Annotated in this window: 12 protein-coding genes and 1 pseudogene; 6 read left to right on the top strand and 7 right to left on the bottom strand. The window is 66.5% G+C overall.

Annotated elements, in window-relative coordinates:
* Positions 1–864: 864 nt before the first annotated feature.
* Positions 865–1,341: pseudogene (locus tag CCZ27_RS24295) on the bottom strand (transposase); the annotation flags it as partial.
* Between the two features lie 38 nt (positions 1,342–1,379).
* Here CCZ27_RS24295 and CCZ27_RS10425 point away from each other — a divergent pair.
* Positions 1,380–1,991: a DUF932 domain-containing protein gene (locus CCZ27_RS10425; protein WP_096447947.1), complete on the top strand. Its 612-nt coding sequence runs from the start codon at positions 1,380–1,382 to the stop codon at positions 1,989–1,991.
* Between the two features lie 165 nt (positions 1,992–2,156).
* On the opposite strand, the gene CCZ27_RS10420 is transcribed toward CCZ27_RS10425, so the two are convergent.
* Positions 2,157–3,023 (bottom strand): phage integrase N-terminal domain-containing protein, encoded by an 867-nt coding sequence (locus CCZ27_RS10420; protein ID WP_096447945.1) that lies wholly within the window; start codon positions 3,021–3,023, stop codon positions 2,157–2,159.
* Positions 3,024–3,857: 834 nt separating this feature from the next.
* On the opposite strand from CCZ27_RS10420, the gene CCZ27_RS10415 reads away from it, so the two are divergent.
* The 3 genes from CCZ27_RS10415 (at position 3,858) to CCZ27_RS10405 (ending at position 6,031) form a co-directional block, all read left to right on the top strand.
* Positions 3,858–5,054: an IS256 family transposase gene (locus CCZ27_RS10415; protein ID WP_096447943.1), complete on the top strand. Its 1,197-nt coding sequence runs from the start codon at positions 3,858–3,860 to the stop codon at positions 5,052–5,054.
* 70 nt (positions 5,055–5,124) lie between these two features.
* Positions 5,125–5,328: a hypothetical protein gene (locus CCZ27_RS23975; protein WP_198363318.1), complete on the top strand. Its 204-nt coding sequence runs from the start codon at positions 5,125–5,127 to the stop codon at positions 5,326–5,328.
* On the top strand, positions 5,318–6,031 hold the full coding sequence (locus tag CCZ27_RS10405) for an IncC plasmid conjugative DNA transfer DtrJ family protein (RefSeq protein ID WP_157748537.1): 714 nt from the start codon (positions 5,318–5,320) through the stop codon (positions 6,029–6,031). Before CCZ27_RS23975 ends, CCZ27_RS10405 begins: the two co-directional genes overlap by 11 nt.
* 84 nt (positions 6,032–6,115) lie before the next feature.
* On the opposite strand, the gene CCZ27_RS10400 is transcribed toward CCZ27_RS10405, so the two are convergent.
* From CCZ27_RS10400 to CCZ27_RS10385, 4 genes are read right to left on the bottom strand one after another with little or no spacing between them, the layout of a single operon-like run.
* Positions 6,116–7,132: a CBASS cGAMP-activated phospholipase gene (locus tag CCZ27_RS10400; RefSeq protein WP_096447937.1), complete on the bottom strand. Its 1,017-nt coding sequence runs from the start codon at positions 7,130–7,132 to the stop codon at positions 6,116–6,118.
* A complete protein-coding gene (locus CCZ27_RS10395) occupies positions 7,122–7,556 on the bottom strand; it encodes a type II CBASS E2 protein (protein WP_096447935.1) in 435 nt (144 codons plus the stop codon). Before CCZ27_RS10395 ends, CCZ27_RS10400 begins: the two co-directional genes overlap by 11 nt.
* A 1-nt stretch (position 7,557) precedes the next feature.
* Complete coding sequence (locus tag CCZ27_RS10390; protein ID WP_096447933.1) at positions 7,558–8,760, bottom strand: nucleotidyltransferase domain-containing protein; 1,203 nt, start codon at positions 8,758–8,760, stop codon at positions 7,558–7,560.
* A 17-nt stretch (positions 8,761–8,777) separates the two neighbouring features.
* Positions 8,778–9,140, bottom strand: coding sequence for a metal-dependent hydrolase (locus CCZ27_RS10385; RefSeq protein ID WP_096447931.1), 363 nt, complete (start codon positions 9,138–9,140; stop codon positions 8,778–8,780).
* Between the two features lie 82 nt (positions 9,141–9,222).
* Between CCZ27_RS10385 and CCZ27_RS10380 the strand changes: the two genes are divergently transcribed.
* Both CCZ27_RS10380 and CCZ27_RS10375 read left to right on the top strand, forming a co-directional pair.
* Complete coding sequence (locus CCZ27_RS10380; RefSeq protein ID WP_198363316.1) at positions 9,223–10,452, top strand: helix-turn-helix domain-containing protein; 1,230 nt, start codon at positions 9,223–9,225, stop codon at positions 10,450–10,452.
* A 24-nt stretch (positions 10,453–10,476) separates the two neighbouring features.
* Entirely contained in the window at positions 10,477–10,986 is a 510-nt protein-coding gene (locus CCZ27_RS10375) for a PIN domain-containing protein (RefSeq protein ID WP_096447927.1), read from the top strand.
* 245 nt (positions 10,987–11,231) lie between these two features.
* Here CCZ27_RS10375 and CCZ27_RS10370 read toward each other — a convergent pair whose 3' ends face one another.
* Complete coding sequence (locus CCZ27_RS10370) at positions 11,232–12,374, bottom strand: tetratricopeptide repeat protein (RefSeq protein ID WP_198363315.1); 1,143 nt, start codon at positions 12,372–12,374, stop codon at positions 11,232–11,234.
* Positions 12,375–12,399: the final 25 nt, after the last annotated feature.

Raw genomic sequence — 12,399 nt, 5'->3', positions numbered from 1 at the left:
TTCACGAGGAGCAAGGGGTCTGCTCACGCCTTCGGGGAACGCATGCGAGGACGCGATAGACCTCGATAGATCTCGAAAGCTGGCCATCGTGGAAGCGCCGACTGTCCTCGATAGATGTCGATTGATGGTGAATGCTGCGCTTGGGGATCCCAGTCAAAATGACGGTAAGGATGACGGTAAAACTCGGGCGCTACGAGCTGAGCATCAAGCCAGACAACGACTTAGCGAAGCTGTTGATGATTGAGTGGGAGTAGGTCTCGATCGATCGGGGTCTATCGAGAACTATCGGAAACGGGACGCAATGCATTGATTCAAGGCGTAAATGTCTGTCGAGGTCTATCGAGATCTATCGCTGGGATGCCCTGCAACCTGACGGTAAATCTGACGGTAAAAAGATCACGTCGAGTTCCCGGCAGACATTTACCGTCAGGTCGACTTTCGAGTTGACGGTAAATCTTGATTGCGAAGTCCAGCATCGATGCGTGTTTCCGGGCGATGGACGGATTTGACGCGATGACGGCAAATCTCCGCGCTCCCTGGCAATGAGGTGCAACCGTGCGTCGCTCGGCCCCAGCAAGGGAATGAAAGGGCAGGGGATGCGACGACTCGCCTGTCGTTGATTTGTGGAACCTCATCATCAACGGCGAGTTCTCCGGGCCTCGATCCAGCCGGCGAGAGCGTCGGAGATCGCCGGCCCTGGCGACCGCTCATTCCCGAGCCGTAAGGCGCCGTCGGCCACTGCGTATTGAATGCCCGCACTGCGTTGACAGCGGCCGCACGGGCGAGCCAGATGGCGGGCAAGACCCGGCCATCTCCGGCCTTTCGCGCGCTCCTGACATGCCATTCCGAACGACCGGTGGAGCCGACGTCGTCGTACCGTTCACGCACCGGCCACTGCGCCTTCGACAGCGAGGTCACGACGAAGCGCGGGTTGGCCTTGTCGCCGGTGTGCTCGGCCTTGGCCACCACCCGCCGCCGGCGGCTCCAGCTGTGCCGTGTGCGGTACGTCAGGTCGCGGAACCGCCGCGCCGGCCGGTGACTGCGCTGCGAGGCCTGCTTCGCCTCGCGCAACTGCCGCCCAATCGCCCGCCGCAGACGCGCGTTGCGGGCCAGTCCGAACACGTAATCCACCGCGTTTTTCTCACACCACGTCATCAGCTCGTCGCGCGCAAAGCCCGAGTCGGCACGCAGCACGATCGCAACCTCCGGCCAGCGCGCACGGAGCACCGTCACGATCCGCTCGATCTCCTCTCGCGCCCCGGCACTCGCGTCGATGCTCGCGCGCCTCAGCTTTGCGCACAGCAGATGCTCGCCGCAGAAGATGTACAGCGGCAGGTGACAGTCCCCGCTTCGAATCGGTCGAGCTGACCGAGACGAAGATGTACCTGAAGGTCGTGACGCCCCGCGTCGAGTTCGATGTCGCCCCCGGCGACGTCGTGCAGGCCGGGATCGTCATCACCAACTCGGAGGTCGGCTGCGGCACGCTGTCGGTGCAGCCATTGATCTTCCGGCTGGTGTGCAGGAACGGTCTGATCGCGTCGGACCACGCGCTGCGCAAGACGCACGTCGGGCGTGCGCTGACGACGGAAGCGGAGTCGACCCAGGTGTTCAGGGACGACACCCTCGCCGCCGACGATCGGGCCTTCTTTCTGAAGGCGCGCGACGTGGTCGAGGCGGCAGTCTCCGAAGCGACGTTCCGGCAGGTCGCGCAGAAGTTGCAGAAGACGCGCGACATCCGTCTGACCGGCGATCCGGTGAAGTCCGTCGAGGTGCTGGCCGACCGCTACACGCTCAACGACACCGAGCGTGCCGGCGTGCTTCGGCACCTCATCGTCGAAGGCGACTTGAGCGCCTACGGCCTGGTCAACGCCGTCACGCACTTCTCGCAAGACGTTGACGACTACGACCGTGCCACGGAGCTCGAGGCGCTCGGCGGTAAGCTCATCGAGCTGGCCCCCGGCGACTGGAAGGAGGTGGCCCACGCCGCCTGAGCCGACCGAAGTGCTGCCGACGGCAGCGCTTCGGGACGCCAGCCCCTGATCGAGATCTCTCCCCTTCGCCCGGCGCAGCCTCACGGTTGCCCGGGCGCTTTCTTTTCTGTCAGCAATGCTGACGGTTGGGCCCGACTGATCGGCCGCTTCGTGCCGGCGGAAGGCTTACCGGCCGAGATACACCGCGGTGATCTGCTCGCGCTCGTGGCCCAGCTCTTCGCTGATGGTGAGCCGGGCTTCGCGGTCGAGCTCGCGCTGCGAGGGCGTGAGGTCTCGCGACCGCGGTCCGCCGGCTGCTGGTGCCGGCCACCCAGTCAGCTCGCGGTAGCGGGTCTGTGCGTACTGGTGGCGGCGGCCGTGGATGCGGTGCACGCGGGCCGCCGCGCATTGATACTCGAAGCGCCGTAGCTGCTCGACGTAGCTGCGCTCCGCCGGGATGAGGCTGCCCCTGCCGGCGAGCGCCTTGGCCTCGTCGAGCACCTGGCGCTGCTCTGCGTTGCGAATCGGGATCTCGCGCGCCCGTCCGCCCTTGGTCCACGTGTCCTTGAGCGCCAGTCTGTCGCCGCGATCGGCCCACTCCGGCCGGATCTTGATCGACTCGCCCCGCCGCAGCCCGAAGGCCGCCTGCAGCCGCAGGGACATCGCCGTATAGGGGTCGGTGATCCTCGCCAGCTCGCCGCCGTTCAGGTCGCGCGCCTTGCTGACGTTGGTGACGTACTGCCGGTTGCCGATGCCGTAGTGGTCGTTGTCGCGCGCGATCACGTTCTGCTTGCCGATCTTCTCGGCCCACCATCGCAGCTCCGCCATCCGGTTCTTGATCGTGCCGACGGCCAGGCCTTCCGCCTGCCAGCGCTCGACCAGGCGCTCGACGTGCTTGGGCTTGAGGCTCTCCGCGGCCATGTGCCGGTAGCCCATGTCGTGCAGCTGACTGGCCACCAGGTCGAGCACGCGCTCGCGGTCGCGCTGCGTCGCGAAGCTGCCGTCGCGGTTGCGTCGGCACAGCTGCTTCAGCTCGTAGTTCAGGTTGCGCATTCGGTTGCTGCTGACGGCATCGTTCCTCGTCCTGGCGGTTGCCCCTCGATCGCCATCGTTCGTTGTCGCTGGTGTTCGTTCAGTCTGGTCAGTGTTTCTGTCCGTCCCGGGCGCCGAAGCGCTGCGGGAACCGCGAGGGACACGGGACACCACTCCCGTTTCGTGCCGAGTCATTGCTTGCTGCCGCGGCACGCGGCGTTGGCACCGATGGCGCTTCCTGCGGGAAGTCGATCCGTCGGGCGAGCCCTTGCCCCAGGGCTCGGGGTGCGCCGGGCGGCGCTCTGGCTGATGTGGCCCGCGGGGAGCGGGCAGAGTGCGGACCGCGTTGCACGGTCCGAGGCTTTGACGCGCCAGGGAGGCCGTCACGTGGGGTCGTCACTTGCGTCAGCCCCAACAAACCGCATGTGCGCTGGGGCAGCGTGCGCGTCGTCACTACTGGCTGGCGCCGCGTAGTGACGACGCGGTTGGCGCAGCGGTGCTGGGGCAGCGCGCGGCAGAAGTTGCAGCAGAGGCTGCTCGGTTGATGCCGCTACGGTCTCGCAAGATCGGCTACGGCAGTGCAGGCGCTTCGTCGCCAATGCCTGACGCGTATCTCCAGGCCTACTCGGCCGCCGGGTTTCAGGAGATGTGGCCGGCTCTGGTGCCCGCGCGAGCGGACTGGGGGGGGGGCGGCTGACGTCCCGGGAAGTGGTGTACGAGCAGGAGCCGGCTGATTCGCCGTGCCGGCCGGGGGCGTAGCCCCCGGCCGGCACGGCGGGCGCGATCAGCGGCCATCGTGGGTTCTCGGTTAAGGTCGGGTTACCACACCTTGCCTTGACTGAAGGAAGCACCACGATGACCAAGCCGACTATCGCACTCGCCGACCTCGTCGAGAAGGGCGCCGACGCCGACCTCCTCAAGCAGATGATCCAGCACGTCGTCGAGCGCGTGATGGAGTTCGACGTCGAGAACCTCTGCAACGCCGCCTACGGCGAGCGAACGCCTGAGCGCGCCAACAGCCGCAACGGCTATCGCGAGCGGCTCTGGGCGACGCGCGCCGGCGCCGTGAACCTGAAGATCCCGAAGCTGCGCTCGGGCAGCTACTTCCCGCCGTTCCTGGAGCCCCGCAGGACCGCCGAGAAGGCACTCGCCGCGGTGATCCAGGAAGCCTACGTGCAGGGCGTCTCGACCCGCTCCGTCGACGAGCTGGTCAAGGCGATGGGCATGAGCGGGATCTCGAAGAGCCAGGTCAGCCGGCTGTGCAGCGAGATCGACGAGCGCGTGCATGCGTTCCTCGATCGGCCGCTCGAAGGCGACTGGCCGTATCTGTGGATCGATGCGACCTACGTGAAGTGCCGGGAGGCCGGCCGGATCGTCTCCAAGGCCGTGATAATCGCCGTGGCCGTGAATACCGAGGGCGTGCGCGAAGTGCTCGGCATGGCCGTCGGTCCCAGTGAAGCCGAGCCGTTCTGGACCGACTTCCTGCGCTCGCTGACCCGGCGCGGCCTGCGCGGCGTGAAGCTCGTGATCTCGGATGCACATGAAGGGCTCAAGGCTGCTGCGGCCAAGGTCCTCGGCTCGACCTGGCAACGCTGCCGCGTGCACTTCCTGCGGAACGCGCTCGCGCACGCCGGCAAGGGTCAGCGGCAGATGGTGCTCGCCGCGATCAACACCGCGTTCGCCCAGGAGACGTTCGAGACCGCGAGCGCGCAGTGGCGCGTCGTCGCCGACCAGCTGCGCGCCAAGTTCCCCAAGCTCGCCGAGTTGATGGACACCGCCGAGGCGGACGTGCTCGCGTTCATGGGCTTCCCCAAGCCGCACCGCGCCCAGATCCACAGCACCAACCCGCTCGAGCGGCTCAACGCCGAGATCAAGCGCCGCACCGACGTCGTCGGCATCTTCCCGAACGAAGCCGCCGTGGTGCGCCTCGTCGGCGCACTGCTGCTAGAGCAGAACGACGAGTGGCAGCTGCAGCGCCGCTACATGTCGCTTGAGCCGCTGCGCGCTCTCGTCGACAATCAAACCGCTCGGCTGGCGGCCGTCGTCAACTGAGCACGAGTCCGACCGAACCAGAACTCACGACTCGTACACCACGCGCCGGGACACGATCCCGACCGATCTCGTGCAGCTGCCCAAGGGCGAGGCCTTCGCACTCATTCACGGCGGCCAGCTGCACAAGATCCGCATGCCGCTGCCGTCGGCAGCGCGCGATCCGCTGATGCCTACGAGCCTGGCAGCGATCGGGAAGACGCTGAGAGAGCGACTCGATGGGCCGTGGAATCGGCTGGACGAAGGCGTCGAGGCGGAGGGCCGGCGTGTCGTCTAGGAACGCCGCTTTCCACGACGGGGCGCTCGCGGGCGTGCTGCTGAGCCCGCTGAAGCTGACCTTCTCGCTGGTGCTGGGGTTGGCCGCGCTCCTGCTGTGCGCCTGGATTCTCGACTGGACGTTCGTGTTCAAGGTCTGGCCGCAGGGGATCGAGCGCCTGCGCGAACTGCTCGCGCACGACCTCGAGCAGGGCGTTGCCCTTGCCGCCCGCCAGGGTGCCGGCGCCGGCGCCATTACCGCGCCCGCCAACGCGCTGTACTCGATCGTGTTCGAAGCCACCGGCGTCCACGACATGGGAACGCAGTTCGCCAACGGGGCGGCGCTGTCGATCCCCGACACGGTCATACGGCGCAGCTACGTGTCGCACCGGGAGAGCATCGACGCAGCGATGGTCGGCACCCAACTGCTAGGGGTGCGCGCGGCGATCGTGGCCAGGTTCGCGCCGCTGCTTCTGCTTCTCTACTCCGTCGGCGCCGCCGACGGCTTCACCCAGCGGGCGATCCGCCGGGCCTGCGGCGGACGCGAGTCGGCCGGCCTGTACCACCGGGCCAAGTACCTGCAGGTGGCCGTGCTGGGGCTGGGCGGCGTCTGCCTACTGCTTTGGCCCGGGCCGGTGCGGTGGGAGCTGTGCGTGCCGCTCGGCGCGGCCCTCTTGGGCGGGCTGGCCAGCGTGCAGTGGGCGTACTACAAGAAGCACATGTAGGTCAGTCGTGCGTCGCTGCTTTGGCCGACGCGTCGTCGCTGCCCGCGAATGTCCAGCGTCAGGACTGCCCGACACGGGAGGCGATCAACGACGCGGGGCGGAGTCGTTCACATCGGCCGGTACGAACGGTTCGGCGGGCGTGTCCAGGAAGTTCGCCTGCAGAGTTGGCAGAGCGTCCCGTGCGCAGCTCGCTCCAAGGCCTCGCAGGCGGTCGATCATCTCGACGCGGTCCAGAGAGAACTTGCCTGCCGGAACAGCGACCTGTTGCCGGAAGTACCGCGGGGCCGCCTCGGTATGGCCGCTGAGAAGCTTCGCCGTTCCCGCCGCCGCCCGGGACTGTCCGCGCATGAACAGCTCACTCGACTTCAGCAGCAAGCCCTTGTATCCGGCCGAGATCGGGACATCGAAGAATTCTTCGGTGCATCCCAGACTGAGTATGAAGAGGTCGTCGTCCTTCCAGCCCAGGATGCTGCGCGCTTCAACCGCGGCGACGCCCGCTGGGTTGTTGGCCCAAATGCCACCATCGATCAGCGGCGCACCGCTCGGCATGACATGCGCCCGGAAGTAGGTTGGTGCAGCCGCCGTCGCCAGAGCAACATCGACGGCTCGTTCCCGCCAGTCCACCTGCAATCGAGGATGGTGACGCGTCTTGAAGACGTAGAGATCGTCTTTGTCGCCGTGGTAGGCGGGAATCACGAGGCGGAGCCTGCTCTCGCCGAGCGTCTTCGATCCGAACGCCGCCGTCAGCGCAACACGAAGGTAGTCTGGCTCGTACTTCGGCCACGCGAGCTGTTGGCCTCGGCGCCTCCACTTGCGCAGCATGGCCGCACACCGCTGCGCAATGCCGTTCGCGCCGATCGGTTCGGCCTGATCGAAGATGCGCGGCCCTTCCCGAACGTAGAACTCGACGATGTCGCGCGCGGATAGACCGAGACCAAGCCCCAGCGCGATGATGCCCCCGGTTGACGTACCGGCGATCAGGTCGAAGTGGTCCGCGATCCGCTTTCCGGTTGCGGTCTCGACAGCATCGAGGAACGCCGCCTCGAGGACGCCTTTGATCCCTCCGCCATCGAGAGCAAGGATTCGTCGTCTAGGACGCATCGCGTACCTCCGGATGACGCCCGCCGCCCTTCCACTCGTCGCTGACGAGCCACTCTTCGAAGTAGAACAACCACTCGTAGGTCCACGGCACGATCGTGTCGGCAATCGCGGCGCCGGGTGACCATTCCGCGGTCTGCGGATCGAAGAGACACAGCCGCACTGGTTTCGTCGAGTACACGTGCGGCAGAGGGCGGCCGTCCGCCAACTCGTTGAGGTCGGGTGAGACGACCACAACTTCCGGCGTATCGGCACGGCGGTAGCGAATACGGACCTTGTACAGGCGGCCCAAGGGCGAAGGTCTGACTTCGAGATTCCAGATCAACTCACCCCGCTTCACGACGCCGTGGCCACGGCTCACCAAGCTGGCCCGAAGACGCAACCACTGCTGTTCCGGGCTGAGCCAAGGATCGCGGACCTTCCGCAAGCTACCGGCCGAAGAAGGTGTGCGGCGGAACGGTCACACGCCCGACGGCGGGCGAGGTGACGAGTCCCAAGCTGGGCGCGACGAGCAGGGAGCCCGCCGCACGGGCATTGCCGACGGTCGTCGCAAGCGGCGCCATTGCAGCGCGAACGGCCTCCTGGCTCGCGCCGAAGGACTTCTGAAGCGCCTCGCCGAGTCGGTCCTTGCCTTCGAGGGCGATCAGCCCTTCGAGCATGGCGACCGCATCCCTGTGCCAGCCGTAGAAGGCTCGGGGGAGGCGCGGATCGAGATTCCACTTGTCTGCGAAGTTCTCCCCGGTCGTGGTCTCGTTCTCGATGAAGTAGAACGGCCTTCCGTTCCGCTCGCCGACCTGGATGAACTCCGGCAGGCGGCGCACGACATCGAGGATCAGCTCGTAGGTGTCCGCGTAGACGAAGCGGGTGATGCAGTCTGCATAGGATCGCGCCGCGAGCGTCGTCAGGATGACGCTGATCGGCGCGAGCTCGCTGCGTCCAGGGGCGGCAAACGACACATCTCTATGCCGCTTCAGAAGTTGCACGATCCGCTTCAACGGAGGCTTGCGCATCTCCTGCTCGGGAAAATCTTCAACGTCTGCACGCTTGGCAGCGATCGCGGCCTCGCGCAGGGTCAACCTACGCCGCAGGGCTGCGTACTGCTCGAAACGGGCCGCATATCCCTTTGGGTTGGTGGGCTTCCACGCCGCCAGCGCCCTGTCGGGCACCAGCTCGCCGCCGTTGCCGCATGCCGGATTGGGAATCGAGGGCGTGATGTCCAAGTGGAACTCGTTCGCATAGCACAGCCGCCAGCAGCGCTGCTTCTCTTCGAGCATCGATGCGTAGGTGGCGTGAGCCCTGAGTCGATCGCCGATCAATGCCTTGACCGCGGCGGGATTGGAGGTGGCGCCGACGGAGGGCAGGTGGCAAACGAGGTCAACGTCGAACTCGGCGCGGCCGATCGGCTTGTTGGCGGTGCCCACCGCGATCGATCCCTGCGCGTAGATCGCGGCGTCCTGTAGAAACGGTGATTCGCCTTCGGCGAGCCAGGCGCTGACGGCTTCGTAGCGAGCCTTCGCCGTCTCGTACTGGCTGTCGGTCAGGTCGATCTGCGCGAACAGCGCGTCGAGAATCCCGACCAGCATGCGCCGCTTGTGCGTGGCGAATTCGATCAACCTGGGGTCAGCGTGCATTTCCGTGCTCCAAGGCGCTACCGCCCGACCAGCGGAAGCGAACGCGCGGTGAGCGCATCGAGGGCGAGGTGGCAGAGGTAGGCGCCGGCTCCGATCATCGCGACCTTGCGCCAGAAGCGGCCTTCCTCGGACTGCGGCTGCCACTCGTGAAGAGCCTTCCAGCCGGCCGTCACCAGGGCCGCGCAGGCGACGCTGTGAAAGAACTGGCGGTGATGCGGATGGACCGCCGGTTCGAGCACATCGGGCAGTTTCGTCAGCAGGGCGGCGAGTCCGCCACCGGCCAGGGGCCACGCGGTGGCCTCGCCGCGCTCGACCTCGCCGGAATGCAGGACGGCCCCTACGGCGAGGGCGGCGGTCCACTGGTGGGTGGCAGCGTTCATGTCAAATTTCCTTTCTGATCATCCGTTTCTTGACAAGTATAGCAAGAAAAGACATCATAGTTCAAGCCACATGGGGGTGCGCATGGGACTGACCCGAGAGGAGCTGGGGCGGCGAATCCGGTCCGCCAGGGAAACCTGCGGCCTTACGCAGGAGCAGTTGGGCGAGTTCGCTGACCTGAACCGGGTTGCGGTCGGCCAGATCGAGGCTGGAACCCGGTCCGTTTCCAGCCTGGAGCTGGACCGAATCGCTCACGCCGTAGGGCGCGACATCAAGTCGTTCTTCGCCGAGTCCTTCGTCGAGCGCGACGCCCTCGCAGCGCTGTTTCGCTCCGACGCCCAACTCGCAGAGCAGGCTGACCTGCTGAAGGCGTTGCAGGACAGCTTGGCGCTCGGCCACGAGTTGACCAACCTCGAGCGCCTGCTCGGCATCGATCGGGTTCAGCTGCTCACCGCGTCGTACGAACTCCCCGCCCCGAAATCGCGCTGGGACGCCATCCAGCAGGGACAAAAGGTGGCCACCGAGGAGCGGCAGCGGCTGGGGCTCGGCGTGGCGCCGATCGGTGACCTGAGCGATCTGCTGGAGGCCCAGGGCGTGCGCACCGGCGCCGTCGCACTCCCCGAGAACATCTCGGGGCTGACGCTCGTCGACGGAACGATCGGCGTCTTCGTGGTCATCAACGCGAAGCACGCAGCCGTTCGACGACGCTTCTCTCTGGCTCACGAGTACGGCCACGTCCTGCTGGATCGAGGCCGGGCCGGCGCTATCAGCCGGGCAGAGAACCGATCGGATCTACTGGAGGTCCGGGCAAATGCCTTCGCCGCGGAGTTCCTGATGCCGGCGGAGGGTGTGGAGCAGTTCGTGGTCGCGTTCGGCAAGGGCGGCGCAAGCCGCGCGCAGATCGCCGTGTTCGACGAGGCCGAGGCGGTGCAGGTCGAGCAGCGCGCCGCGCCGGGATCTCAGGACATTCAGCTCTACGACGTCGCATTGCTCGCTCACCACTTCGGGGCGAGCCGAATCTCGGCGCTGTATCGGATGAAGAACCTGCGCCTGATCGACGAGCGCGAGTTCCAGCGCCTGAAGGGCGACGAAGACAGTGGGGCAGGTCAGGCGCTCGCGAACTTCCTTGCGGCGCCGGAAGCGCCGCAGGAAGACACGTCGCGCGAGGATTTCCGGCGGCGCTTCCTTGCCCTCGCCCTGGAGGCTTATCGGCGTGAAGAGATCACGCGCAGCAAGCTCACGGAGCTCGCGGCCATGGTCCACCTCGGTCGGAACGACCTTGCGGATGCGCTCGCCTCGGCGAAGCTGGATTGATCCGTCGCGGCACGAGCGCATCCCATGGCTACGAAGGCCGAGACAATCGTCGTCGTCACCGACGCGAACGTTCTCATCAATCTGATTCGGATCGGTCAGTTGCCGCTTCTCGGCCAACTCGACGGCTATCGGTTCCTCGTGCCAGCGGAAGTGGTGAACGAGATCACCGAGCGGGACCAGAGGGAAGCCCTCTCTGGAGCGCTGGCAGGGGGCTATCTCGAACAGCCGGTAGTCGACACGATGGAGTCGCTCCAACTGTTCGCCGAGTTGCGCGACGTGATGGGCAAGGGCGAAGCAGCGTGCCTCGCTCTCGCTGCGACCATGGGGAGTCACATTGCTTCGGACGAGAAGAAGCGGTTTCGCCGGCGCGCCGTGGAACTGATCGGCGAGCAGCGCATCGTGCGTACGGAGGGCATTCTCCTGGCTGCAATTCGACAAGGGCGCATCTCGGTTGCCGAGGCCGATAGCTTCAAGGCAGTGCTCGCTGCGAACCGCTACGCGATGTCGTTCGGCAGCTTTTCCGAGCTCCTGTAGCTGCTTGCCGGGCACCGAGACTCGATCGGTATCGGAGCTGCGTGGCCGCCCAATCTTCACTGAACAGCAAATATCGCCATCTCGTCGAATACCGGATGCAGCACCGCCCCGAGGCCGGGCAATGAACGTTGCGTTGGCACGCTAACAGCAGCGATGTTGTCGTGCGGGCAGCGCGTTATTGGCGAGGCGGATGGCTGCGGCGGTCACGCGTGGTGCCGCGGCCATCGCAGGTATGGGATTCAAGATCACGAGATCGTTCGTGTCCCCAGCGACGCGGCGATGAGGTCCTTGGCGGTCGATCGGGGACCGGCGACCAGCGCGCGGATTCGCCCCTCGGTTTCATCGACGCATCCGCCGTTCCTGGCGGCATCAAGGGTGCTCGAGCAGGCAGCGAGCACGTCCATGCCCGTGATCTCGTAGCCGTAGCCGGCGGCGATCCAGCGTAGGGCGGCCAGACCCGCCTCGACGGCGAACCGGGGTTTCGTGGCGGCGAAGTCGCGAGCGGCCCGAGTCAGCGTGCGCGGGTCGCACGGCGTTCGCTGGGCGAGGGCGATCGCCTCGTCGTACAGCCCGGCATCCTTAGCCGCGGCGAACCACTTGCCTTCCTGACCCGGCGTGCTGGCGACCAGATCGTCGAGGACCTTCGCGGGCGCCTGGGTCGGGTACTTCTTCGCGATCGCGCGGAAGGTTGCGAGGAACGTCGTTCCCTGGTTGGCCGCGATCGCGTATCTCGTGTACGCCTCTTCGGCGAGTCCCGACGAAAGCAGGATCTCCTCGCAGGCGCGTGCGATCGCGATCGGGTTGTCGTTCAGCCCGCGGCTGGCTTCGGCGTAGCGGATCGCCTCCGCCTTTCGGCCCATGGCCGCCAGTGCCCTGACGCCCCACTCGCGGTAATGCCACAGCGAGGTGGGCGCCTTGTCGAGGAGGGCGAGCAGTTCCTCGTAGCGCCCGGCGTGGAGGAGTGCGCTGAGGCTGGCGATCGTGCCGTGGAAGTAACCGCCGGGCTTACGGTTCAAACTCCATGCTGCCTCGACCGTGCCGATCAGGCGATCCGCCCACGCAGACGCACGTTCTCGGGACGCGCACAGTTCGCCCCAGTGGCTGGCCAGACGCTCGATGTAGGGAATCTCGTCGTTCTGATGCGCCTCCCAGAGCCGCTCGAGCCACTGATCGCGCGTTCGGTCATCGGCCGCTGCGGCGGCGATGATCGTCGCGCAGGTCTCGATCGCGTGATTGACCGCGGTGCCGATGGCGCCGGAGGAACTGTCGACCTGCTCGAGCGCTGGCGACACCTTCTCGAGGAACTGGACCGCACCGACCGCGCCCAGCGCCGGGGCCTTCTTCGCGACCTTCTGGATCTCGGCCACAGCTTCCCGCACGCGCTGCACGGCGGGCTGCGAGCGCCACGGGCCA

The organism is Thauera sp. K11, assembly GCF_002354895.1.
Lineage (GTDB): Bacteria > Pseudomonadota > Gammaproteobacteria > Burkholderiales > Rhodocyclaceae > Thauera > Thauera sinica.
This window is presented reverse-complemented; position numbering and strand designations above follow the sequence as displayed.

What these genes read in the sequence shown, in the direction of transcription:
- CCZ27_RS10380 (WP_198363316.1), top strand. Translation starts at nt 9,223, where the DNA reads ATGGGACTGACCCGAGAGGAGCTGGGGCGGCGAATCCGGTCCGCCAGG.
- CCZ27_RS10400 (WP_096447937.1), bottom strand. Translation starts at nt 7,132, where the DNA reads ATGCGTCCTAGACGACGAATCCTTGCTCTCGATGGCGGAGGGATCAAA.
- CCZ27_RS10420 (WP_096447945.1), bottom strand. Translation starts at nt 3,023, where the DNA reads ATGCGCAACCTGAACTACGAGCTGAAGCAGCTGTGCCGACGCAACCGC.
- CCZ27_RS10385 (WP_096447931.1), bottom strand. Translation starts at nt 9,140, where the DNA reads ATGAACGCTGCCACCCACCAGTGGACCGCCGCCCTCGCCGTAGGGGCC.
- CCZ27_RS10415 (WP_096447943.1), top strand. Translation starts at nt 3,858, where the DNA reads ATGACCAAGCCGACTATCGCACTCGCCGACCTCGTCGAGAAGGGCGCC.
- CCZ27_RS10390 (WP_096447933.1), bottom strand. Translation starts at nt 8,760, where the DNA reads ATGCACGCTGACCCCAGGTTGATCGAATTCGCCACGCACAAGCGGCGC.
- CCZ27_RS10375 (WP_096447927.1), top strand. Translation starts at nt 10,477, where the DNA reads ATGGCTACGAAGGCCGAGACAATCGTCGTCGTCACCGACGCGAACGTT.
- CCZ27_RS10425 (WP_096447947.1), top strand. Translation starts at nt 1,380, where the DNA reads ATGTACCTGAAGGTCGTGACGCCCCGCGTCGAGTTCGATGTCGCCCCC.